We start from the raw sequence: 23,330 nt of genomic DNA on the forward strand, positions 1-23,330 counted from the left end.
GGCCTGAAAATCTGGGCTTTTTTTATTTGGAATCATGTGTGATATATCGACCTATACAGGATTGGGCAATCGCTTGAATCTGATTATGCTCAAGTTTTAAATCTTCCCATTTATTCATTTGGCTAAGAATCCATTCAAAGTCAGATAGTTTAGGGACTGAATGATCTGCAAAGGAATGGATAATTTGTTGTAGTTTGTAATATTTCTCGACATGCACATGTTCAGAACAATGAAAACGAATAATATCGGACTGTTCTAATAAGTCCCAAATCGCATCTAGATTATCGGAATTTTTTAAATCGGATTGTGCCTGAAGAATGGCTTTTTGTAAGGCATTCAAAGTATGGGGATGCTGTATTGCCCATTCATGTGTCGTCGCTAGAACTTTATCGGCAATCTCAGGAATGATCTGACTGCTTTCTGCAATCACACGACTCAAGCCTTGCAATTCTGCCTGAATATTCCAGGGTTCTCCTACACAAAAACCATCAATCAAATGCGATGAAATGGCTTCGACCATATATGGAGGAGGAAGCGTCGATAAGCGATAATGTTTGGCAACAGCTTCATTACCCAAGGCCAGCCATTCTCGTAAGCAATAATGATGAATCGATTGTTTATATACATGTGCCAATTGAATTTTTTGACCATTTGAAATGGCTTGTGTGATTTTTAATGAAATATCTTCCGGACTTTGATCAGGTGTGATATTTAAAGCATGACATAATTGCTGACTTAAACTAATAAAAGCCCGATTGGTGCTTAACACCAATGAGGTTTGTAAGGGAATCCCAAGCTGATCTTCCCCAGTCGCCGCTGCAGGAAGCATGGCAGATAAGCAATGTGCAGTATCTAAAAATCCAAAAGCCAGCCGATCTCTTAAACTTGCCCAAGAGGGTTCTTTGACCAAGGTGACATTCAAGCCATGTTGAGCGAAATAGCCTTGATGATGTGCCCAAAGAAGGGCTACACAATCTAAAAGTGGAATATAGCCCAGTTGAATATCGGTTTTTTCAAGTGCATTCATCTGTTATTCCTTAAATTGTGATTCTAATAAAGCTTGAGCATCGAGTAAGCGCCGTGCCATTTCGCCCATGGTCATACGATGACTCATGGCATTTTTGCGCAGTAAAGCAAAGGCTTCTTCTTCACCTATATTTTTCAATTGCATGAGCATCACTTTGGCTTTTTCAATGTCCTTGCGGTCAGCTAACTTGCCTTTGGTTTCATTTAAATCTTTGAGTAGTTTTTGATGTTTTTTAAATTGTTCAATGGAAATTTCTAAAATACTTTCTAATTTTTCAGGGTCAATCCCATCGACAATATAAGCAGTGACTCCTGCTTGAATGGCATTTTTAATGGTCTCTTTATGGGTATTTTTAGTGAAAAGGACGGTAGGTAGGTCAAATTGATTGACACAACTTTCAATGATATCGCGTTGCGGATGATCAATATTCAGTAAAATCACGTCAGCGTGTAATTGCTGTAAATGCTGATGATTTAAATGATTGATCATGAGACAAGCAACCACATCAAATCCATGAGAACTGAGTGATTGTTCAATAAATGATGCCCGATCAATATCATCATCAATCAGGGCAATTTTTAGTTTTGGCATAACTCAGCTCAAGGTTGCCTGATGGTGAACGCAGAGAATTAAGCAAAAAAAGTGCCAATGCAATCACATAATCATGATGAGGAGCTGTTATAATTTCAGCCTTGAGTTCCTATATAGACTAAAACAACACAAATTAGGAATGAATAGATAAGAAGGCTATTTTTGTCGAGGTCCTCATATTTATGCTGAAAAATCGATTTTCACCGCGGGTTTATCAGCTATATAAAGCGTGTTGCACTATGCTGATGCATTTTGCGCTGTTTATAAACACTTCAAAAAAATCACTTAGCATCAAATTTTAAAAAGACATGAACAGATCTTAGATGATGCTAAAAACTAAAAAAATCTACAGTTGATTAATTTATTTAAGTCTTTAAAAAATAAATCAATATTAAATCATGCGTAAAAGTTGGCACATATTCTGCTTGGTTTTAAGCAAGTCAAAGAAGACTTTCAAAATTTAAATGACGGCCAACGACGTCCGTTCTGATCGTTACTGATTCTGTCCTGTACAGCGTCAGCAACAGCGTTACGTTCAGTTCTGGAGTATAGGCGATGTCTTTAAATTTGAATGCCAATAAAGCAACCAAAATAAATCTATTTAATTTTTCTAGCGCAGCAATGCGAGCCTTCCATATGAGTTGGCTGGCATTCTTTGTGTGTTTCTTTGCATGGTTTGCCTGTGCGCCTCTCATGCCAATCATTGCAGGTGAGTTTCATCTGACCAAAGATCAAATAGCCAATATCAATATTGCAGCTGTTGCGATCACCATTTTGGTTCGATTAATGGTCGGTCCTTTATGTGATAAATATGGTCCACGTAAAACTTACACTGCATTATTGTTGATTGGCAGTATTCCCGTATTTGGTGTTGCTGCTGCAAACTCTTATGAATCCTTCCTCTTTTTCCGATTATTGATAGGCGCGATTGGTGCAAGTTTTGTCATCACCCAATATCACACCAGTATTATGTTTGCGCCCAATGTTGTTGGTACAGCAAATGCGACAACAGCAGGTTGGGGGAATGCGGGTGGTGGTGCGACACAAGCTTTAATGCCACTATTGCTTTCAGCTTTGGTGATGTTTGGTGTTGAACAGGCATTAGGTTGGAGAGTGGCATTACTCGTACCCGGTTTCATGATGGTGATTGTTGGCATCATGTATTGGAAATTTACCCAAGACGCACCACAAGGAAACTTTAAAGAACTTCGTGCGCAAGGTATTACGGTTGGATCTGATAAAAAAGGCGGGTTAGCCATATTGATGCACGCAGCAAAAAACTATCGTGTTTGGATTTTATTTGGTGCTTATGCAGCGTGTTTTGGGATTGAAATCTTTATTCATAACATCGTGGCGATGTACTACGTCGACAGCTTTAAATTTGGCTTAAAAGAAGCGGGCATGGCGGCAGGCATCTTCGGTCTTCTAGCACTGTTTGCTCGTGCACTGGGTGGCATTATTTCCGATAAAGTTGCCACCAAAAAAGGTCTTGATGGTCGCACCAAAGTGTTATTTAGCATGATCCTAATGGAAGGTCTATTCCTTATTGTTTTCTCGCAAATGAACACGGCGATGTTGGCAATCCTCAGCATGACCATTTTTGCCTTATTTACCCATATGGCCTGCGGCGCTACGTATGCACTGGTGCCTTTTATCGACCGTGATGCGCTGGGCGGTGTTGCAGGAATCATTGGTGCAGGAGGTAACGTGGGTGCAGTCGCTGCGGGCTTCTTGCTCAAAGGCATGCTCGATATTCAAACCACTCTCATGGTATTGGGTGGCTTGGTGGTGATTGCGGCAAGTTGTGTCCTCATGATTCGCTTCTCGGTCGAACACAAAGAAAAAGAACAAAAATTGTTTGAAGCTGCTGTACTCGAGCGTGAACGCTTAGAACAAAACGCAACAGCAACACTTAAAAGTAATTCAGCTGCTTAATTGGAACCATAGATCAGGAGAATCACAATGAAAATCATCATGATTGGTCATGGGATGGTGGGACACAAATTTATTGAATCTGTACTGGAACACGCAGGCGATGAAGTTGAAATCACCATTTTGGCTGAAGAACCTCGTTTGGCATATGACCGTGTACATTTGACCGAATATTTTAGTGGAAAATCGGCAAAAGATTTAACGCTCTGTCGTGCTGACTTTGCCGATGCTTATGGGATTGATTTACGCTTAAGTACTAAAGCCGTAGCCATTGATCAAGTCAATAAAACAGTCACCACTCATCAAGGCGATGTACTGAGCTTTGACAAATTGATACTTGCAACAGGATCGTATGCCTTTGTACCTCCAATACCGGGCAATGACCGTGAAAATTGCTTTGTTTATCGAACTATCGACGATTTAGATGCCATCCGTAATGCAAGTTTAAATGCCAAAACTGGTGTGGTGATTGGCGGTGGTCTTCTCGGTTTAGAAGCTGCCAAAGCTTTACGTGATTTGAATCTGGAAACACATGTCGTTGAATTTGCGCCACGGTTGATGGCGGTACAAATTGATGATTTGGGGGGCAAGGTTTTACGTGCAAAAATTGAAAATCTGGGCGTAAAAGTGCATACCCAAAAAGCCACGTCCTGCATTGAGAACGGCACATCGGCAAAGCATGTCATGAAGTTTGCTGATGGCACTGAACTTGAAACTGACATCATCTTATTTTCAGCGGGCATTCGTCCACGGGATGAATTGGCACGTCAAAGTGGTTTGTCAGTTGGTGAACGTGGTGGCATCGTCATTAATGAGTATTGCCAAACGTCGAATGCTGATATTTATGCGATTGGTGAATGCGCACTCTGGAATAACAAGATTTTCGGTTTAGTGGCACCCGGTTATGACATGGCACGCATCGCAGCCAAACATGTGATGGAACAAGTATGTAGTGAATTTACTGGTGCTGATATGAGCACCAAGCTGAAACTCATGGGGGTAGATGTTGCATCAGTCGGTGATGCACATGCCATGACGCCACATTCACTCAGTTATTTCTATGCAGATGAAGCCGCACAGATCTATAAAAAGATTGTGGTGAGTCAAGACAAAACCAAACTGCTGGGTGCGGTCTTAGTAGGCTGTGCCAAAGAATATAACGATCTACTACAAATGATGCTGAACGGACTGGAGCTTCCTGAAAACCCTGAAAGTTTGATTATGCCAGGCTTCGATCAGGCAGTGGCAAAATCAGGTGGTAGCGGCGTCGATCTGTTACCCGACAGTGCCACCATTTGTTCATGTAATAACGTATCCAAGGCGGATATCTGTTCAGCAATTGCAGATGGATCAACTTCATTAGGCGCACTAAAAAAATGTACTAAAGCGGCAACTGCATGTGGGGGCTGTGCACCACTGGTCACCCAAGTCTTAAAAGCAGAATTGCAACGTCAAGGCGTCACAGTCAATAACCATTTATGTGAACACTTTGCTTACTCACGTCAAGAGCTGTATCACTTGGTTCGAGTCAATGAGATTCAAACTTTTGATGATCTGATCCAACAACATGGTCATGGGCTGGGCTGTGATATCTGTAAGCCGACGGTTGGAAATATTTTAGCCTCTTGCTGGAATGACTTTGTTTTAAAACCGAAACACGCAGGTTTACAAGACAGTAATGACTATTACCTCGGCAATATTCAAAAAGATGGTTCTTATTCAGTCGTACCTCGTATGGCAGGTGGTGAAGTTACGCCTGATGGTTTAATTGCCATCGGTCAGATTGCCAAAGAATATGGTTTATATACCAAACTTACAGGTGGTCAGCGTGTCGATATGTTTGGTGCTCAGGTGCATCAGCTCCCTGAGATTTGGGAAAAACTGATTCAAGCTGGTTTTGAGTCGGGTCATGCCTACGGAAAATCACTACGTACCGTGAAATCTTGTGTCGGCAGTACATGGTGCCGTTATGGTGTCGATGATTCAGTCGGCTTGGCGATCTATTTAGAGAATCGTTATAAGGGCTTACGTTCACCGCATAAACTAAAAATGGCGGTGTCGGGTTGTACCCGTGAATGTGCCGAAGCGCAAAGCAAAGATGTCGGTGTGATTGCCACCGAAAAAGGCTGGAACCTTTACGTTTGTGGTAATGGAGGCATGAAACCACGTCATGCAGAATTGCTCGCATCAGATCTCGATACGCAAACCTTAGTCAAGTATATCGACCGTTTCTTTATGTTCTATATTCAAACAGCTGATCGTTTACAACGCACATCGGTGTGGCGAGATAACCTTGAAGGCGGACTCGATTATTTAAAAGATGTGATTGTTTTTGATTCGCTTGGAGTAGCAGACGAGCTTGAACGCCGTATGCGTCATGTGGTTGGAACTTATCAGGATGAGTGGCGTACTGCTATTGAAGACCCAGAAGTGCGTAAACGCTTTAAGACATTTATTAATGCCAAGACTGAACAACAGAATGACCCACATATTCAATTTGCAGAAGTGCGAGGTCAAATTCGTCCTAAAAATCAGGCAGAGCGGGATGCAAATCGTATCCCCGTGGTTGAAGCTTAACTGAACCTTTCAAGGAGAATGAACATGACCATCTTAAAAGAAATGAATGAACTTGAGTGGGTCGAAATTTGTGATTTAGAAGACATCACGCCAAATACAGGTGTTGGGGCACTCTTGAATGATCAGCAAATTGCAATTTTTCGTGTAGGTACTGAAAAACGTGTCTATGCCTTAAGTAATCAAGATCCTTTTAGCCAAGCTTTTGTGATGTCCCGCGGTATTTTGGGCGATTTACAAGGCGAGCGTGTGGTGGCATCGCCCATCTATAAACAGCATTTTAGTTTAGCCACAGGGCGTTGCTTGGAAGATAAAGATCAAAAATTACTGGTTTTTCCAAGCAAAATTGAACAGGGCAAAATCTTTGTTAGTCCTACACCACAAAAAACCTATATCACCAATAATTCAAGCAGTCAGGAAAAAATGAAATTGGTCTTGGTGGGCAATGGTTTGGCAGGTATGCGCTGTCTAGAAGATTTACTAGATATGGCACCCGAACGTTATGACATCACTGTGATAGGTGAAGAACCATGGGGCAATTACAATCGTATTATGCTGTCGCCTGTATTATCGGGAGATAAAACCATTGAAGACATCATGCTGCATCCACATGCATGGTATCGGGACAAAGGTATTCGTTTCATTGCAGGTGATCCTGTGATACGCATTGACCGTCCACGCAAGCAGGTACATACCCAAAATGGCATTGTGGTTGACTATGACCGAATGATTTTAGCCACAGGCTCTAAACCTTTTGTACCACCCATTGCAGGCACAGAGTTAAAGGGAGTCATCAGTTTCCGCGATATTTATGATGTGAATACCATGTTGGAATATTGCAAAAACAAGAAAAATGCAGTGGTGATTGGCGGCGGATTACTTGGACTTGAAGCGGCTTATGGTCTGAAGCAACGTGGGATGAATGTCACTGTTTTACATTTGATGGATCGTATTATGGATCGGCAACTCGATGCTAAAGCCAGTCAGATGTTGAAAGCATCGATTGAAGCCAAAGGTATTCAGATCATTACGGAAGCCAATACTGAATGCTTAATAGGACAAGATGGGCATGTCAGTCAATTGCGTTTAAAAGATGGAACTGTGTTAGATGCAGATTTGGTGGTCTTTGCGGTTGGTATTCGTCCGAATATTGCACTCGCGCAAAGTGCAGGTTTGCGCTGTAACCGTGGTGTATTGGTCAATGACACCATGCAGACCTATGACCCAAGTATTTATGCAGTCGGTGAATGTATTGAACATCGCGGGCAAACCTTTGGACTGGTTGAACCTTTATGGGGGCAGGCTTTTATTTGTGCTTCGCACTTGGCTGAGCATGGCAGTCTTACTTTTAAAGCGCCGACTGTACCAACGCAGTTAAAAGTCAGTGGTTGTGATGTGTTTTCAGCAGGTCATTTCCAGCCTGAAGATGACTTTGAAGACATCATTTTAAATGATGAGAAACGTCAAATTTATAAACGCATTATTGTTCAACAAGACAAAGTGGTAGGTGCTGTACTCTTTGGTGATACCGAAGATGGTGCTTGGTATGCAGAGTTAATTGCCGATCAAACGCCAATCACATCCATCCGCAATAAATTGCTCTTCGGTAAAGATTTTGCATTAAAGAAAGCGGGTTAATGAATAGGACTCAATTTTTCTCAAGACCATTTTGCATTGAAACTTGAATGGTGTGTGAAAGAACCCTTCACTTTTGAGGGATCAAAAGTGACAAAAATCCTTTGTTTCAATGATGTGGCGTCCATGCCACACATTGAAACGGTGGCATCCTTGCCACCAAATGATTGAAAATTTTTCCGAGAATTTAGAATTTAGAATTTAGAATTTAAAATTTTGAGTTGTGTTGAAAATATAACATTGAAATCAATTTAATCCAGACAGGAGCACAGCAGATCATGAAAAGTATCTCAGTTGTGGAACTGCAAAGCTCCACTGCATCATCAACACGAGTGACCCAAACCACGTGTCCATATTGTGGAGTGGGGTGTGGTGTTACTGCCAAAGTGACTGAAACGACATTGGGGAAAAAAGTCGAGGTCACAGGAGATGTAAATCACCCAGCGAATTACGGCAAGCTGTGTATTAAAGGGAGTAACTTAGCAGAGACCTTAGGATTGCAAACTCGTGTTTTGCACCCGATGTTGGGTCGCAAAGGGCGAAGAGAAGTGAGTACTTGGGATACAGCACTCGATAGGATTGCTACGCAATTTCAACAGTGTATCGATCAGTACGGACGTGACAGTATTGCTTTTTATGTGTCAGGGCAATTACTGACTGAAGACTATTATGTAGTCAATAAATTTGTCAAAGGCTATTTAGGTACAGCCAATATCGACACCAACTCGCGATTATGTATGTCTTCTGCTGTGGCAGCACATAAACGTGCTTTTGGAGAAGATCTGGTTCCTGCCAGTTATGAAGATTTCGAACATACTGAGATGGTGGTTTTGGTCGGTTCAAATACAGCATGGTGTCATCCTGTGCTGTATCAACGCATGATGAAAGCCAAAGAACAACGTGATGTTTTTGTGGTGGTGATTGACCCACGTTTTACCAGTACCTGTGAAACAGCAGATTTACATTTACCGATTTTACCAGGGCAGGATGTCGCATTATTTAATGGCTTATTGCAGTTTTTAAATAAACAAGGACATATTGATCAGGCATTTGTCGATGCATATACAGAAGGTTTGGCACAAGCCTTGAATAGTAGTGAATCTGAAGCATCACTTGATACTGTGGCAGAACGAACAGGCATTACGGTAGAAAAATTACAATACTTTTATGAAAAATTTGCCCAAACAGATAAAGTGATGACACTTTTTTCAATGGGTGTGAATCAATCATCACGTGGCGTAGATAAAGCCAATAGTATCATTAACTGTCATTTGCTGACAGGTAAAATTGGCAAACTTGGCGCAGCACCATTTTCCATGACAGGGCAACCCAATGCCATGGGCGGTCGGGAAGTGGGTGGGCTGGCAAATATGTTGGCAGCTCATTTGGAACTGGATCAGCCTGCACATCGTCAATTGGTGCAAGAGTTCTGGAACAGCCCTTTGATTGCAGATTCAGTGGGGTTAAAAGCTGTCGATTTATTTCATGCGATCGAGAGTGGAAAAATAAAAGCAGTCTGGATTATGGCGACTAATCCTGTGGTGAGTTTGCCTGATGCCGATCAGGTCAAACGTGCTTTAGATAAATGTGAATTGGTGGTGGTGTCTGATATTTGCCTAGACACTGATACTACACAATACGCCGATGTTTTATTGCCCGCCTTAGGCTGGGGCGAAAAAGATGGCACGGTGACGAACTCGGAACGTCGTATTTCACGCCAACATGCATTTTTAGATGTACCAGAACAAGCCAAAGCCGATTGGTGGGCAATCGCAGAAGTGGCAAAACGACTGGGTTTTACTGGGTTTGATTATCAAAACAGTTATGAGATTTTTCTGGAGCATGCACGTTTATCCGCTTATCAAAATACATCCCTTAAACAACGATTGGCTTCAAACACTTTCCGTTATTTTAATTTACAGGGTTTAACCGAAATCAGTGTAAATGAATATGATGATTTACAACCCGTGCAATGGCCTGTTTGGGATAAAAATCAACAAGACAACGCAGTTGCACGTTTATTTTCACAAGGTGGTTTTAGTCATTCCAATGCTAAAGCCAAATTCGTTGCCACCAGTGCAATAGATCCTGTGTATTCAATAGACAATGAATTTCCGCTGATTTTAAACACGGGTCGAATACGGGATCAGTGGCATACCATGAGCCGTACGGGTTTGTCGGCAACATTAGCAACACATCGGGCTGAACCTTATTGTGAAATTCATCCACAAGATGCGCTGAAATATGGCATTCAGGATGCAAGCTTGGTTGAGGTACGATCAAAATGGGGCTTATGTGTTTTACGTGCTCAGGTGAGTGAACATATTCGCCGTGGGCAAATCTTTGCACCCATCCACTGGAATGATCAGGTTGCATCGGATGCTCGCATTGGCAAGGTAGTCAATCCTGTGGTTGATCCTATCTCTGGAGAGCCTGAATTTAAACACACACCTGTCATCATGCAGCCCTTTTATACCCATTGGCAAGGAGTGTTGTATATAAGACAAGGGTTTGAATCTTATATTGAAAAAATGCTCAATCGTATGGTGTGGTGGACCAAGATCACAACGACTAAAGCGGTTCGATATGAATTGGCAGATCGTCATAAATTTAGTCAAACCACACAACAACTGAAAAGCCTGCTTCCATTTGATGAAGAAAGTTTTGAATGGATCAATCTAGAAGATCAGTCTGCGCACATTTCTCATAGCATTATTTTGCAACATGGTGTGCTTATTGCAAGTCTATATATTGCACCAAGCGCATTATTGCCAGACCGTGACTGGGTGGCGGGCTTATTTAAACGTGAACGACTTAGTGCAATGCATCGTAAGGCATTGTTAGCAGGTCAAGCCATGTCGATGAGCAATAATGATGGTCCATTGGTGTGTAGTTGTTTCAAAGTGGGGAAAAATAAGATTATTCGAACCATTCAAGAGCAACAGCTGACTCAGGAAAAACAAGTGACAGCATGTCTAAAAGTGGGTGGAAATTGTGGTTCTTGTTTGCCTGAAATTCGTGGCTTGATAAAAGCCTGTCAAATGGAGAATATGCAATGAATAAGAATGATAAAGATGCGACATATCCAACGACTGACCTGGTTATTTTGGCGGGAGGTCAAGCACGTCGCATGAATGGAATCAATAAGCTTTTACACCAATTTGATGATGAAATTCAGTTGTTAAAAATCTATCAGCAATTGAAATCACGTGTGAATCAAGTCTGGATAAATAGTCACCGTGATCACACCATTTATCAACGCTTAATTCCCTCAATTCAATACTTTCAGGATGATGAGGCTGGATTTCATGGCCCACTTATGGGCATGAAAAGTGCGTGGTCACATGTCAGTGCGGATTATGTGCTTTTTGTGCCTTGTGATGTGACCTATATCCCAAACAAAGTCATTTCACGTTTGCACCGTGCCATGCAAAAAAATGCGGCTTGTGAAGTGGCTGTTGTTGAAATAAATAATAAAGCTTTATTCCCATTCTGTTTGTTAAGGCGAAGCAGTTTAAGCAAAATATCTGAACATTTAAGGTTGAATCAACGTAGCTTAAAACTTTGCTTTCAAGAGATGCACATGCAAATGGCGCGTTTTAAAAATCGTGCACTATTTTTTCACAGTATCAACTCATTTGAAGAATTACAGCAACATCGACAACTCAGCTATTTATAAATTGAGTTCTATGAAGCAATAGCTCAACTTTGTACAACAAAAAATTTATTATTTTTTAGTCAGATACTCGTAATGCAAAAAAATAGCACAAAGTTGGAACAGTTATTGCTTTTTATGATGTATGAAAATAGGGCGTGTTTTTAAACCGATCAAAATCGGTGCAAAAAAATGCTATGGAATATAGAAAAATGAACAGTATGACAGTATTAAAAAAGCTGACTGTATTTCAAGACCAATATGGTCGTCAGAAGCGTAAATTACGTATTTCTGTGACAGATCGCTGTAATTTTAAATGCGTCTACTGTATGCCTGAACATCCAGAGTGGATCAAGAAACAGGATCTACTCAGTTTTGAAGATCTTTATGCCTTTTGTGAGTTTATGGTGCAACGTGGGATCGAACAGATTCGTATCACAGGGGGTGAGCCACTCATGCGTCAAGGGGTGGTGCATTTTATTGAGCAGCTTCAAGCTTTAAAAGCGCTCGGCCTAAAACGCATTTCCATGACCACCAATGCTCATTATCTTGAAAAGTATGCCCAAGCTTTAAAAAAATCAGGATTAGATGATCTTAACATTAGTCTGGACAGCTTAGACCCAGCACAGTTTCAGCAAATCACTCAAAAACCATTGGCTCCTGTTTTAGCTGGTATTAAAGCTGCGAAAAATGCAGGGTTGAACATTAAGATTAATACAGTACTGATGAAAGGGTTGAATGAAGATCAAATGATTCCATTGGTCAAATGGTCGCAAGAGCAAGGCTTTGAACAACGCTTTATCGAATTTATGCCTTTAGATGGTGATCAGCTTTGGTCAACACAGATCGTGGTGTCTGAACAAGAGATTTTACAGCAACTAGAATCGGTTTTTAATGTGCAATCAATCCCGAATCAAGGTGCAAATCCAGCACGAGGTTATTCGGTCAATGGTCAAGCTGTGGGAATTATTTCTACAATCACACATTCATTTTGTGGTGAATGTGATCGCCTACGTTTAAATGCACAAGGCGAGCTTTACAACTGTTTGTTTGCGATGCGCGGGCTGAATTTAAAATCTGAAATTCGTGGGCTTCGACCTACAAGTCAGTCTGATCAAGATAAACAAGATCAATTAATGTTGCAAAGCAAATTACATGACTATATTTGGGCAAAAAAGCAAGGTTTTCATGAAATTCAACAACTCAAAGTCAATCAACAACTAGCGCAAAATCAACAGCAAAATATGAAACCTCTTTCGAAACCACAACGAAAAATCAGTATGTATATGATTGGAGGTTAAGCCATGACTGAACTTATCACATCGTCCATCAAAGCAGCGACCATACAAATTAAAATTGAAGCTTTCGGGGCAATCGAGCGTCAGATACCTGCCGATTTGCATTTTATTTGTCAGAGTGATGTGCAGATTACCCAGGTTTTAGAGCAAATCCTTCAATACTATCCAGAATCAATAAATTTGTTAGAACGATGCGCCTGTGCCATAGGTGAAGATATTGTTCCAAGGCAGATGCAGTTAACTCGCGATACGCATTTGGTGCTGTTATCTCCAGTTGCTGGAGGTTGATGATGCAATTCAAACAATTTGCGCGAATTCAACAGATACCATTCAGCCAAGATCTATTTGATTCTATCGAGTCTTTTCCCGAATGCGGTGGAATAGGTATCTTCATCGGTACGGTGCGAAATCATCATGAAGGCAAAGCGGTGAAAGCGCTGAAATATACCGCTTATGCGCCTGTAGCAGAAAAAATGATTCGTCAAATTGAGTGTGAGATTCAGGTGAAATATGGCGTGTCTTATGTACGGGTCGTACATCGGGTGGGGGTTTTAGATATTGCTGATACTGCCATTATTGCCATTGCTTATGCAGCGCATCGCCGTGAAGCTTTTGCAGCTTGTGAAGAAGCAGTTGAACGGGTCAAGCATGAAGTACCAGTTTGGAAAGAAGAATTTTATACCGATGGCAGTAGTCAATATGTCGAAGGCTGTTGTATTCGTAAAGATCATGCATGTGAGGCTCATCAAGCACATTCAATAACGCATCAGCATCATGAAAATAAAAGTTCTGTACATCAACACGATCATCATTTGCTTGAACATCATGCTGAAAAAATGACTTAAGTGAACACTATTTGTGACTTATGGCATCGCTAAATATGAACAGTACAGCTTTGCAATTTTTATCTAGTTTAAAATCAGGATCGATTCAATGAAAAATGTGGGAATGAAAGCGGAGAGTTATCGCACTGCGATTGCAACAGGAATTTTGCATGCACCGCCACATTGTATTGAATTACTTCGACTGGGCAATACCGAAAAAGGTGATGCACTGAAAACAGCGAAAATTGCTGGTATTTTGGCTGCGAAACGGACAGATGAATTGATTCCACTGTGTCATCCACTTCCCATTTACCGTGCTGATGTTGAATATGAATTGTTTGAATCACATGTGGTCATTAGCGCTGTGGTTGAAACTATCGGTCCTACTGGGGTGGAAATGGAGGCATTAACCGCTGTCAGCCTTGCAGGTTTAACCCTGTATGACATGCTAAAACCGCATTGTGAAGCTGAAGATCTTTGCCTTGATCAAATCAAATTACAAAAGAAAAAAGGTGGTAAATCACATTTTACTCGTGCCTTAAAAGAAAGTTTAAGTGTTTCTGTCATCGTTCTTTCAGATACCGTGGCATCTGGAAAAAAAGCAGACACCGCGGGTCAAAATGTTGTGGAGATTCTTGAAGAAGCAAATTTCTCCAACATCGCTTATCAAGTCATTCCTGATAGTCCTGAACAATTATTAAGTCTCATTGAAGAACAGAAAAATCAATATCCGCTGATACTTACCGTTGGTGGAACAGGACTTGGCCCTAAAGATTTGACGGTCGAAACCCTTCAGCCATTATTGAAACGTGAAATTCCAGGTTTGATGGAAGCTTCCCGTAGTTTTGGGCAAAAAAGAACGCCTTATGCAGCACTCAGTCGCGGAGTGGCAGGTTATATCGACCAGACTTTGGTGATCACGTTACCAGGGAGTCGTCAGGGAGCAAAAGAGTCGCTGATTGCAATTCTACCTGCTTTAGTCCATTTGTTTGATGTTCAAAACAATATTCCGCATGCAGGAGGGTATCAGTGAATCAAGCTATAGAGGAACCTGTGCATGTGTCCAAAAGTCATGGTGGATGTGGAGCCGAAACGGGACTGATATCAGTGGATGAGGCATTAGCATTGATCATCAATACACCTCAAACTGTCGGGATACAAAGTCTACCTTTGTCTGAAGCATTACATCGTTATTTGGCTGAGCCGGTTTACTCGCAGATCGATTTACCTTTATTTAGCCAAAGTGCAGTTGATGGTTATGCGATTTGTAGTGAAACGGACATTTTAGCGGGTTCAGCATTTGAACTGGTGGGGGAAATACGCGCAGGTGAAGCTGTTCATCATAAGTTGGCTATAGGTCAGGCGATGCGGATCTTTACGGGTGCTCAAATTCCTGAGTATACAACGACAGTGGCACGACAGGAAATTGTACATGTTGAAGCGAATCGTATTCGATTAACCGCAGATTTACCCTTACATGCTGATATACGGGACATAGGAGAAGAAATTTCAATTGGGCAATGTTTGGCAGAAAAAGGACAGCAGCTCAGCGTGGGTGCAATTGCTGCCTTAAGTATGGCTGGTATACATGATGTAATGGTATATAAACATCCCAAAATTGCTGTGGTGATTACAGGTGATGAAGTTGCTGAATCGGTTGAAGATTTAAAATCTGGTAAAATTTTTGATGCCAATGCGCCACTCATCAATGCATGGTTTCAGACCAAACATATACCCATTGAGACTTTTCATGTTGCTGATTCAGAACAGACAGTTACTCAATTATTTGATCATCTCAAAGACCAATATGACCTGATTTTAACCACAGGTGGTGTCTCTGTAGGAGATTATGATTTTGTTCGACCTGTGGCATTGAAACTTGGCTTCGAGCAAATATTTTGGAAAGTCAAACAAAAACCAGGGAAACCGATGTTTTTCGCACAGCATCAACAGGTAGATCGGACATGTTATTTGCTTGGACTACCAGGAAATCCAGCGGCCGTGTATGTAGGGATGCAAATTTACGTTTCGACACTCATTAAAGCCTTACAGGGACAACAGACTTTAGTTGAATGGATCAGTGCGGTCATTCAGCATGATCTGAAAGCAGATAGCCGTGAACGTTTTTTAAGAATGTCAGCTGAATTCGAGCAAGGCATATTACAGGTAAATAGCCTAAGCAAACAACAATCTCATATGCTCAGTAATCTCATGCAAGCCAATTGTCTTGTACGCATTCCAGCACATCAAAATATTCAGACTGGTGATGTATTACAAGGTTGCTGGATTTTCGATTAACAACGGCTTGGGATATAGAACAGTATGATATGGCGAACAGTGGTATTCATATTGGTTAGTCTGATGACAACCATTCATGTTCAAGCTGCACATGTCAGAATTTACGCCGCGGCAAGTCTAAGCAATGTGATTCAAGATATCGCCAAGTTATATCAAAGTAAACATCCGCAGGTCAAAATTATTCCAGTCTTTGGTGCATCTTCTACTTTGGCGAAACAAATTGAAGCAGGTGCACCCAGCGATATTTATTTTTCTGCAGATTTAGATTGGATGAAATACTTACAACAAAAACAAAAAGTTCAAGTTAAAACGATACAAAATATCTTAGAGAATGAGCTGGTACTGATTAGCGCCGAAAACAGCATCTATCCTATCCCGATGACACAAAATTCAGCATTCATCAAAAACTTTTCTGGACGTTTATGTACAGGACAAATGCAGTCTGTACCTGTCGGGAAATATGCCAAACAAAGCCTGCAATATATAAATTGGTTCAATAGCCTAAGCACAAGAATCGTTGAGACCGATGACGTTCGAGCTGCATTAACTTTTGTTGAGCGCAAAGAATGTCAATTGGGCATTGTCTATAAAACAGATGCCAAGATGAGTACAAAGGTGAAAATTATAGGTACATTCCCAAGTCAAAGTCATGAGCCAATTGTTTATCCCATTGCTTTGACACGCACAGGTGCTCGACAACAAGATGCTGTTTCGTTCTATCAATTTATAAAAACCAGTCCTGAATCAAGACAAATTTATCAAAAATATGGTTTTGGTCTTCAACATGAGAGGTGATGTCGCTAATGTGGCTCAGTCCAGATGAACTTTCAGCATTGTACTTGTCTGCAAAGGTAGCGAGTTGTGCAACATTGGTGAGTTTACCTTTTGCGACTGCATTGGCTTGGTTTTTGGCACGTTACGATTTTCCGATGAAATATCTGTTTGAGGCAGTTTTACAGTTGCCGATGGTATTACCACCTGTTGTTCTCGGTTATTTGCTTTTAATCAGTTTTGGTAGTCAAAGATGGATTGGAAAATGCTTAAATACATGGGGGATACAGCTGGCATTTAACTGGAAAGGTGCTGTCTTGGCATCAATCATTGTTGCCTTTCCTTTAATGGTTCAACCGATTCGCTTGTCATTTCAAATGATCAATCGCCAATTTGAATATGTTGCAAATACATTAGGGGCTTCACCACGTCGTGTATTTTTTACCATTTGTCTACCTTTGGCGTTACCTGGAGTTTTGATTGGCAGTATTTTATGTTTTAGTCGAAGTTTGGGTGAATTTGGCGCAACCATTACTTTTGTAGGCAATATTCCAGATGAAACACGAACCATTCCCATCGCAATTTACACGCTTATACAGCAACCTGATGGTGAATTTATGGCCATGCGCTTGGTGATGTTATCTCTATTTTTAGCTTTTGCTGCATTAATCGTGAATTACTATATCTTGCAGAAATACAAAAAGAAATTAGGACATGATTGATGTTAGATTGCAATTTGAAATATGAACATGACGGCTTTGCTTTAGACGTCCAATTTCAAATGCAACATCCGATTATGGGGTTAATTGGGAATTCAGGTCATGGCAAAAGTACGCTACTGAAATTGATTTCTGGTCTATTAACTCCTTGTTCTGGTCATATCGTTTTAAATGATCAGATGCTTTATCACGATCAACATAAAATCAATGTTGCTGTACATAAAAGGCAGATTGCCCTGATTTTTCAGAAGGCATGGATTTTTCCACATCTGAGTGTTGCAAAAAACCTGTCCTATGCAGAAAAAATGAAGCAAAAATCTCAACAGAAATTCTCATTTGAACAGATCGTTGAATTATTACAACTTGGAAGCTTGCTTAATCGTAAGTCGCATCAACTTTCAGGGGGCGAAGCACAGCGTGTATCCATTGGACGTGCATTATTATCGTCGCCAGATTTATTGCTACTGGATGAACCCTTAACTGGCTTAGACCGTATTTTAAAAGATCAATTGCTATTTTTTTTACATGAAGTTATTCAAGAGACGCAAGTGCCTATGATTTATGTGACGCATCATCATAAGGAATTAGATTATTTGAATGCAGAAATTCACATAATTGAACAAGGTAGAATGAGATAAGTGATGGGAATTAAAATGATTGAAAAGTAATAATAAATAAAAAGCCCTTATCTTTCGATAAGGGCTTTTTCGTATTCTGGAGCGGGAAAGGAGACTCGAACTCCCGACCCCAACCTTGGCAAGGTTATGCTCTACCAACTGAGCTATTCCCGCAATATGGGAGCATTATAGAGCGTTTAATAAAACTGTCAACACTCTATCATTTTAATTGAACAATTAATCAGCACGGCGCCAAATGGTGCCTTGGCGTGTGTCTTCTAACACAATGCCTTGATCCAGTAAAGATTGTCGAATTTCATCAGCACGGGCAAATTCTTTGGCTTTTTTGGCATCTTGACGCTGTTGAATCAAGTCTTCAATTTGAACTTCGGTTAAAGTCAGCGCTTCTTGACCAATATCAGACTTTAGAAAATCATCCACATTGTGTTGCACTAAACCTAAAATATTGGTGAGATGACGTAATGTTGAATAATAAAGAGTTGCTTGTTCAGCATGTTCATCTTTCACAGCACGGTTTAATTCTTTGTTGATTTCAAACAACACCGCTATAGCTTCAGAGGTATTGAAATCATCACGCATTGCAGCATTAAAGCGTTCAACCAAACTGTCTTTAAGTTGTTCTGAAGTTTTGTCTCCATAAACCGCTTGATATGCTTTAAACGAATGATAAAAACGTGACAGGGTATTTTTTGCTTCTTTTAAAGCGGCATCCGAGAAGTTCACTGGACTACGGTAGTGTGAAGACACAATGAAGTAACGAATCACTTCAGGGTGGAATTTTTCCATCACATCACGAATGGTGAAGAAGTTGCCCAGCGACTTCGACATTTTTTCGCCATCAACGTTGATGAAGCCGACATGCATCCAGTAGTTCACATATTGTTCACCTGTTGCTGCTTCACTTTGAGCAATTTCATTTTCATGGTGAGGGAAAGTTAAATCTGAACCACCACCATGAATATCGAAATGATTACCAAGGCAGCAAGTAGACATGGCTGAACATTCAATATGCCAACCTGGACGGCCATTGCCCCACGGTGATGCCCACGATGGTTCATTTTCTTTCGCATGTTTCCAAAGTACAAAGTCAAACGGATGTTTCTTTTCAACTTCTACATCAACACGTTCAGATGCACCTGCTTGCATATCCTCAAGCTTGCGACCAGATAAACGACCGTATTTGGCAAACTTTTCTACTTCAAAGTAAACATCACCATTGTTTGATGGGTATGCTGTACCATTATTGACCAGCGTGCCAATCATATTTTGCATTTGATCGATGTATTCGGTGGCACGTGGTGCTTCATTTGGCGCTTCGCAACCTAAGCTTGCCGCATCTTCATTCATGGCTTGAATAAAACGATCTGTTAAAGCGGTAATGCTTTCCCCATTTTCATTGGCACGTTTAATAATTTTGTCGTCGATATCTGTGATATTGCGGACATAATTAACATTCCAACCTTGACTACGTAAAAAACGAATAATGTAGTCAAATGCAACCATGACTCGAGCATGTCCAATGTGACAGTAGTCATACACGGTCATACCACAGACATACATGTCAATGTGGCCTTCTTTACGTGGTACGAATTCTACTTTTTTACGTTGCTCTGAGTTGTAAAGAACAAAAGGTTGCATAGGTCTTCAAAATGTTTCATTAAAAAGGTGCTTCATCATAACGTAAGGCGTATATTTCACAAAGTTTTATACGTTAATTTTCTATATAAATGAAATTTGTACATTTAGGAAATCCTACTTAGCGCTGATATGTTAATATAGGAATATTATTCCTCTGTTTGAAATCATAAACTCCAAGTGAGTTAAGGTACGTTTATTTTGAATTCTGCAAATATGCCAAATCAGATTGATTTTCAAAAGGTTGCAATTGAGACTTTGTCTATTGAGCAACAAGCGCTTGCTGTACTTGCGACGCAAATTGATGATCGCTTTAGCAAAGCATGTGAAATAATTCTGCAGTGTCATGGTCGATTGGTTGTGACAGGTATGGGAAAATCTGGGCATATTGGTCGTAAAATGGCCGCAACCTTTGCCTCAACAGGTACACCATCATTCTTTATGCATCCAGGCGAAGCTGGTCATGGTGACTTAGGTATGCTCGTGCGTGGCGACGTCTTGATTGCGATTTCAAACTCAGGAAAAAGTGATGAAATCATGATGCTGATGCCACTGATTAAGCATTTAGGTGTGCCACTCATTACGATTTCAGGCGATGACAAAGGACCGATGCCTCAAAACGCTGACGTGGCTTTAACTTTGGGCAATATTCAAGAAGCTTGTCCACTTGGTCTTGCACCGACTTCAAGTACGACTGCAACTTTGGCTTTAGGTGATGCACTTGCAGTTGCTTTATTGGAAGCCCGTGGCTTTACTGCCAATGATTTTGCAATGTCGCATCCTGCAGGGGCTTTAGGCAAACGTTTGCTGTTGCATGTAAAACACTTAATGCATACAGGGCAAGAGCTACCCAAAGTCTCGCCAGATACACCAATGAACAAAGTTCTTTACGAAATCTCTAACAAACGCCTAGGTTTAACCACAATTGTCGATCAGAATGATGTTCTATTGGGCATTTTTACAGATGGTGACTTACGTCGCTTGATCGATAAGCAACAAGGCTTTGATGTGACTTTACCTGTGTCGGCGGTGATGATTCAAAACCCATTGACCATTTCACAAGAAGCGCGTGCGGTAGAAGCGCTTGAACAAATGAACGCAAAAAAAATTAATCAATTTGTGGTGGTGAATGAGAATCAGCAGGTCATTGGGGTCATTAGTATGCATGATTTGATTCAAGCTGGGGTAAATTAAACAATGGCATCGTATGTAATGTTAGAACAAGCGCGTCATGTAGAAGCTTTAGTTTTAGATGTTGATGGTATTTTAAGTGATGGTTTTGTAACATTAACCAATACGGGTGATGAAATTAAATCATTTGATATCCGTGATGGTCTAGGAATGAAACTGGTCCAGAAGGCTGGCATTAAAGTCATTATTATCACGGGTCGTAAGAGCAATATCGTTGAAAAACGTATGTCAGACTTGGGTGTAGATTTAGTTTTTCAAGGTCGTGAAGACAAAGGTGTTGCACTGAAAGAAGCGTGTAAACAGTTGAATCTTACACCAGATGATTGCTTATATATGGGGGACGATTGGCCCGATTTATCTGCCTTTGCAATAGCAGGTATGTCAGTCACCGTACCAAATGGACATGTTGAAGTACGACGTCGTGCAGATTTGGTCACTCAAGCTTATGGTGGTCGTGGCGCTGTTCGTGAAGTCTGTGACATGTTACTCATGGCAAAAGGCGTTTACGATGAACTACTTGAACAATTCCTTCAAGTGGCTCATTAAGTAAAGTAATTGCTTTTGTATTAATTAAGATGATGATTTATGGATACTAAGGCCCTATATGTCACTGCAGTAATCATCGCGGCTATGAGCGGCGGGTATTACTATTACAGTGGCAAAGGCAAAAAGCTTGAGGTAGCATCAGCTCAAAGCATGATCAATACTGCAAATGGTATTCAGGTATTACAAACCAATGACCAAGGGCAATTGTATGTGACGGCAAAAGTTGATCGCCTTGAACAAGACATGAAACTGCAAACATCAAAGTTGGATCACTTAGATGCTTCGGTTTATACCAATAATCAAGTTACTTCTACGTTCTATGCGAAAGAGGGCTTTGGTTATAATGACAATGAAAAAATTGTCCTTAAAGGTGATGTTAAAGCCACCAAGTTTGGTAATTTAGGCGAGATGGTTTTAGTTACAGAGCAGTTGACGGGTTATCCGAAAACGATGAAGCTTGAAACTCAAAATGTAGTTACAGTAAATGCGCCGAATGCTCAATTTGTAAGTCAAGGATTACAAGCAAACTTGAATCAAGGGCAATACGAATTTTTTAATATTCGAGGAAAGTATGCACCACACTAATCATCATTCTTTAATTTCATCTTTCCTGAAAAATGCTCTTTTGGGTGCAGGATTGTTGACTTGTTCAGTCATGGCTTTTGCATTACCTAGCGACCGTAATCAACCGATTTCATTAGTGGCAGATCATGCAACATATAATGATAAGACCGGTGTTACCACATACACAGGCAATGTGCTGATCGAGCAAGGGACAATGAAGCTACAAGCAGCTTCAATTGTGGCAAACCTCAATAAAAATAAGCAAATCAGTACGATTACTGCAAATGGTTCACCTGCAAAATTTCAGCAGCAAATAGAAACTAATCGTGGCATTGCGCGTGGTGAAGCCAAAAAGATTTTATACAATGCTGAAACAGGCATCATTACGCTCATAGGCAATGCTTATCTGAATCAAGATGGAGCAAGTCTACGAGGTAGTACCTTGAAATACAGTATGAACAAGGGTGATGTTGAAGTTTCTGGTAGCTCAAGTGAAGCAGGTTCAACCAAAGGTCGTGTACAAATCATTATACCACCATCAAGTTCACGTACATTCCAAGGAGTACGTGATTAATGTCAGCTGTAGAAAACAAAGTTCAAACGTTAACGATCAAACACTTGGCTAAAGTGTATAGCAAACGTTGGGTAGTCAAAGACGTTTCTTTTAGCATGCAAAGTGGTCAAATTGTCGGCTTACTTGGGCCAAATGGTGCGGGTAAAACCACAAGTTTCTATATGGTTGTAGGACTTGTACGTATGGACAAAGGTGAGATTCACCTTGATGATCGTGATATTTCTGATTTGGCGATGCATGAGCGTGCGCGTTATGGCATTGGATATCTTCCACAGGAAGCTTCAATTTTCAGAAAATTGACCATTGCTGATAACATCATGGCGATCCTGGAAACCCGAAAAGATTTGACCAAATCACAAAGACAAGCGCGCCTCAAAGAATTATTAGCAGATTTTAAAATCACCCATATTAAAGATTCTTTAGGTATGAGTGTTTCTGGTGGTGAGCGTCGTCGCGCTGAAATTGCACGAGCGCTTGCAGCCGATCCAAAATTTATGCTTTTAGATGAACCCTTTGCAGGTGTCGATCCGATTTCGGTTGGGGATATCAAAGATATTATTCGAAACTTGAAGGATCGTGGAATTGGTGTTTTAATTACAGATCATAATGTACGCGAAACCCTAGCAATTTGTGAGCATGCGTATATCGTGAGTGAAGGTGCTGTGATTGCTGAGGGAACACCTGAGCAAGTGTTAGCAGATGATACAGTGCGTAAAGTTTATCTTGGGGATGACTTTACGGTTTAACAGAGTGTTAGCACAAATCAGAAAAGAAATAAGGTGTAGAGATTTCATGAATGATTTGAATCTGCACCTTATTTTTTAATATAAATCTTTTTAATATAAATGTTTTTTAATA

At 40.7% G+C, this 23,330-nt stretch carries 21 protein-coding genes and 1 tRNA gene; 18 read left to right on the plus strand and 4 right to left on the minus strand.

What is annotated here, in order from left to right; genetic code table 11:
* Positions 1 to 22 precede the first annotated feature (22 nt).
* Both G8E00_RS06610 and G8E00_RS06615 read right to left on the minus strand, forming a co-directional pair.
* Complete coding sequence (locus tag G8E00_RS06610) at positions 23 to 1,027, minus strand: ABC transporter substrate-binding protein (protein ID WP_166222899.1); 1,005 nt, start codon at positions 1,025 to 1,027, stop codon at positions 23 to 25.
* 3 nt (positions 1,028 to 1,030) lie between these two features.
* Entirely contained in the window at positions 1,031 to 1,618 is a 588-nt protein-coding gene (locus tag G8E00_RS06615) for an ANTAR domain-containing response regulator (RefSeq protein ID WP_166011903.1), read from the minus strand.
* Between the two features lie 555 nt (positions 1,619 to 2,173).
* Here G8E00_RS06615 and G8E00_RS06620 point away from each other — a divergent pair.
* The 13 genes from G8E00_RS06620 to G8E00_RS06680 all read left to right on the plus strand — a co-directional run bounded on the left by G8E00_RS06620 (position 2,174) and on the right by G8E00_RS06680 (position 17,962).
* Positions 2,174 to 3,553, plus strand: coding sequence for an MFS transporter (locus tag G8E00_RS06620; protein WP_166011904.1), 1,380 nt, complete (start codon positions 2,174 to 2,176; stop codon positions 3,551 to 3,553).
* A 27-nt stretch (positions 3,554 to 3,580) separates the two neighbouring features.
* Positions 3,581 to 6,127 carry a nitrite reductase large subunit NirB gene (gene nirB, locus G8E00_RS06625; protein WP_166222902.1) on the plus strand — a complete coding sequence of 849 codons (2,547 nt, stop codon included), beginning with the start codon at positions 3,581 to 3,583 and terminating at the stop codon, positions 6,125 to 6,127.
* 24 nt (positions 6,128 to 6,151) lie between these two features.
* A complete protein-coding gene (gene nirD / locus G8E00_RS06630) occupies positions 6,152 to 7,762 on the plus strand; it encodes a nitrite reductase small subunit NirD (protein ID WP_166222905.1) in 1,611 nt (536 codons plus the stop codon).
* A 275-nt stretch (positions 7,763 to 8,037) separates the two neighbouring features.
* The gene (locus G8E00_RS06635; protein ID WP_166222908.1) at positions 8,038 to 10,818 is read left to right on the plus strand and encodes a nitrate reductase; all 2,781 of its coding nucleotides are present in this window, start codon (positions 8,038 to 8,040) and stop codon (positions 10,816 to 10,818) included.
* Positions 10,815 to 11,438 (plus strand): NTP transferase domain-containing protein, encoded by a 624-nt coding sequence (locus tag G8E00_RS06640; protein WP_166222911.1) that lies wholly within the window; start codon positions 10,815 to 10,817, stop codon positions 11,436 to 11,438. The genes G8E00_RS06635 and G8E00_RS06640 overlap by 4 nt, the downstream gene beginning before the upstream one ends.
* A 188-nt stretch (positions 11,439 to 11,626) precedes the next feature.
* Entirely contained in the window at positions 11,627 to 12,715 is a 1,089-nt protein-coding gene (moaA, locus tag G8E00_RS06645) for a GTP 3',8-cyclase MoaA (protein ID WP_166222914.1), read from the plus strand.
* A 3-nt stretch (positions 12,716 to 12,718) separates the two neighbouring features.
* Positions 12,719 to 13,000: a MoaD/ThiS family protein gene (locus G8E00_RS06650; RefSeq protein ID WP_166222917.1), complete on the plus strand. Its 282-nt coding sequence runs from the start codon at positions 12,719 to 12,721 to the stop codon at positions 12,998 to 13,000.
* Between the two features lie 2 nt (positions 13,001 to 13,002).
* Positions 13,003 to 13,557, plus strand: coding sequence for a molybdenum cofactor biosynthesis protein MoaE (locus G8E00_RS06655; protein ID WP_166222920.1), 555 nt, complete (start codon positions 13,003 to 13,005; stop codon positions 13,555 to 13,557).
* Between the two features lie 88 nt (positions 13,558 to 13,645).
* Entirely contained in the window at positions 13,646 to 14,569 is a 924-nt protein-coding gene (gene moaCB / locus G8E00_RS06660; RefSeq protein ID WP_166222924.1) for a bifunctional molybdenum cofactor biosynthesis protein MoaC/MoaB, read from the plus strand.
* A 20-nt stretch (positions 14,570 to 14,589) separates the two neighbouring features.
* Positions 14,590 to 15,834, plus strand: coding sequence for a molybdopterin molybdotransferase MoeA (locus G8E00_RS06665; RefSeq protein ID WP_406741465.1), 1,245 nt, complete (start codon positions 14,590 to 14,592; stop codon positions 15,832 to 15,834).
* 63 nt (positions 15,835 to 15,897) lie between these two features.
* The gene (gene modA / locus G8E00_RS06670) at positions 15,898 to 16,629 is read left to right on the plus strand and encodes a molybdate ABC transporter substrate-binding protein (protein ID WP_227591405.1); all 732 of its coding nucleotides are present in this window, start codon (positions 15,898 to 15,900) and stop codon (positions 16,627 to 16,629) included.
* Between the two features lie 8 nt (positions 16,630 to 16,637).
* On the plus strand, positions 16,638 to 17,327 hold the full coding sequence (gene modB, locus G8E00_RS06675) for a molybdate ABC transporter permease subunit (RefSeq protein WP_166226463.1): 690 nt from the start codon (positions 16,638 to 16,640) through the stop codon (positions 17,325 to 17,327).
* Positions 17,327 to 17,962 (plus strand): ATP-binding cassette domain-containing protein, encoded by a 636-nt coding sequence (locus tag G8E00_RS06680; RefSeq protein ID WP_166222956.1) that lies wholly within the window; start codon positions 17,327 to 17,329, stop codon positions 17,960 to 17,962. The genes modB and G8E00_RS06680 overlap by 1 nt, the downstream gene beginning before the upstream one ends.
* A gap of 77 nt (positions 17,963 to 18,039) precedes the next feature.
* On the opposite strand, the gene G8E00_RS06685 is transcribed toward G8E00_RS06680, so the two are convergent.
* Positions 18,040 to 18,115, minus strand: a tRNA-Gly gene (locus tag G8E00_RS06685).
* A 63-nt stretch (positions 18,116 to 18,178) separates the two neighbouring features.
* Positions 18,179 to 19,600, minus strand: coding sequence for a cysteine--tRNA ligase (gene cysS / locus G8E00_RS06690; RefSeq protein ID WP_166222960.1), 1,422 nt, complete (start codon positions 19,598 to 19,600; stop codon positions 18,179 to 18,181).
* A 213-nt stretch (positions 19,601 to 19,813) separates the two neighbouring features.
* Between cysS and G8E00_RS06695 the strand changes: the two genes are divergently transcribed.
* Genes G8E00_RS06695 through lptB form a run of 5 tightly spaced genes read left to right on the plus strand, consistent with a single transcriptional unit; the run spans position 19,814 to position 23,218 of the window.
* The gene (locus tag G8E00_RS06695; protein WP_166011934.1) at positions 19,814 to 20,791 is read left to right on the plus strand and encodes a KpsF/GutQ family sugar-phosphate isomerase; all 978 of its coding nucleotides are present in this window, start codon (positions 19,814 to 19,816) and stop codon (positions 20,789 to 20,791) included.
* Between the two features lie 3 nt (positions 20,792 to 20,794).
* Positions 20,795 to 21,334, plus strand: a complete 540-nt coding sequence (locus G8E00_RS06700; RefSeq protein WP_166011935.1) for a KdsC family phosphatase — start codon at positions 20,795 to 20,797, stop codon at positions 21,332 to 21,334.
* 39 nt (positions 21,335 to 21,373) lie between these two features.
* Positions 21,374 to 21,919 carry an LPS export ABC transporter periplasmic protein LptC gene (gene lptC, locus G8E00_RS06705; protein ID WP_166011936.1) on the plus strand — a complete coding sequence of 182 codons (546 nt, stop codon included), beginning with the start codon at positions 21,374 to 21,376 and terminating at the stop codon, positions 21,917 to 21,919.
* Positions 21,906 to 22,472, plus strand: a complete 567-nt coding sequence (gene lptA / locus G8E00_RS06710; RefSeq protein ID WP_166011937.1) for a lipopolysaccharide transport periplasmic protein LptA — start codon at positions 21,906 to 21,908, stop codon at positions 22,470 to 22,472. Before lptC ends, lptA begins: the two co-directional genes overlap by 14 nt.
* Positions 22,472 to 23,218 (plus strand): LPS export ABC transporter ATP-binding protein, encoded by a 747-nt coding sequence (gene lptB, locus G8E00_RS06715; RefSeq protein ID WP_166011938.1) that lies wholly within the window; start codon positions 22,472 to 22,474, stop codon positions 23,216 to 23,218. Before lptA ends, lptB begins: the two co-directional genes overlap by 1 nt.
* Positions 23,219 to 23,330 lie beyond the last annotated feature (112 nt).

The sequence above is a fragment of the Acinetobacter shaoyimingii genome, from assembly GCF_011578045.1.
Classification (GTDB): domain Bacteria; phylum Pseudomonadota; class Gammaproteobacteria; order Pseudomonadales; family Moraxellaceae; genus Acinetobacter; species Acinetobacter shaoyimingii.

Excerpts from the sequence above, each read along its gene's own strand:
- G8E00_RS06610 (WP_166222899.1), bottom strand. The coding sequence starts at position 1,027 with ATGAATGCACTTGAAAAAACCGATATTCAACTGGGCTATATTCCACTT.
- G8E00_RS06615 (WP_166011903.1), bottom strand. The coding sequence starts at position 1,618 with ATGCCAAAACTAAAAATTGCCCTGATTGATGATGATATTGATCGGGCA.
- G8E00_RS06620 (WP_166011904.1), top strand. The coding sequence starts at position 2,174 with ATGTCTTTAAATTTGAATGCCAATAAAGCAACCAAAATAAATCTATTT.
- nirB (WP_166222902.1), top strand. The coding sequence starts at position 3,581 with ATGAAAATCATCATGATTGGTCATGGGATGGTGGGACACAAATTTATT.
- nirD (WP_166222905.1), top strand. The coding sequence starts at position 6,152 with ATGACCATCTTAAAAGAAATGAATGAACTTGAGTGGGTCGAAATTTGT.
- G8E00_RS06635 (WP_166222908.1), top strand. The coding sequence starts at position 8,038 with ATGAAAAGTATCTCAGTTGTGGAACTGCAAAGCTCCACTGCATCATCA.
- G8E00_RS06640 (WP_166222911.1), top strand. The coding sequence starts at position 10,815 with ATGAATAAGAATGATAAAGATGCGACATATCCAACGACTGACCTGGTT.
- moaA (WP_166222914.1), top strand. The coding sequence starts at position 11,627 with ATGAACAGTATGACAGTATTAAAAAAGCTGACTGTATTTCAAGACCAA.
- G8E00_RS06650 (WP_166222917.1), top strand. The coding sequence starts at position 12,719 with ATGACTGAACTTATCACATCGTCCATCAAAGCAGCGACCATACAAATT.
- G8E00_RS06655 (WP_166222920.1), top strand. The coding sequence starts at position 13,003 with ATGCAATTCAAACAATTTGCGCGAATTCAACAGATACCATTCAGCCAA.
- moaCB (WP_166222924.1), top strand. The coding sequence starts at position 13,646 with ATGAAAAATGTGGGAATGAAAGCGGAGAGTTATCGCACTGCGATTGCA.
- modA (WP_227591405.1), top strand. The coding sequence starts at position 15,898 with ATGACAACCATTCATGTTCAAGCTGCACATGTCAGAATTTACGCCGCG.
- modB (WP_166226463.1), top strand. The coding sequence starts at position 16,638 with ATGTGGCTCAGTCCAGATGAACTTTCAGCATTGTACTTGTCTGCAAAG.
- G8E00_RS06680 (WP_166222956.1), top strand. The coding sequence starts at position 17,327 with ATGTTAGATTGCAATTTGAAATATGAACATGACGGCTTTGCTTTAGAC.
- cysS (WP_166222960.1), bottom strand. The coding sequence starts at position 19,600 with ATGCAACCTTTTGTTCTTTACAACTCAGAGCAACGTAAAAAAGTAGAA.
- G8E00_RS06695 (WP_166011934.1), top strand. The coding sequence starts at position 19,814 with ATGCCAAATCAGATTGATTTTCAAAAGGTTGCAATTGAGACTTTGTCT.
- G8E00_RS06700 (WP_166011935.1), top strand. The coding sequence starts at position 20,795 with ATGGCATCGTATGTAATGTTAGAACAAGCGCGTCATGTAGAAGCTTTA.
- lptC (WP_166011936.1), top strand. The coding sequence starts at position 21,374 with ATGGATACTAAGGCCCTATATGTCACTGCAGTAATCATCGCGGCTATG.
- lptA (WP_166011937.1), top strand. The coding sequence starts at position 21,906 with ATGCACCACACTAATCATCATTCTTTAATTTCATCTTTCCTGAAAAAT.
- lptB (WP_166011938.1), top strand. The coding sequence starts at position 22,472 with ATGTCAGCTGTAGAAAACAAAGTTCAAACGTTAACGATCAAACACTTG.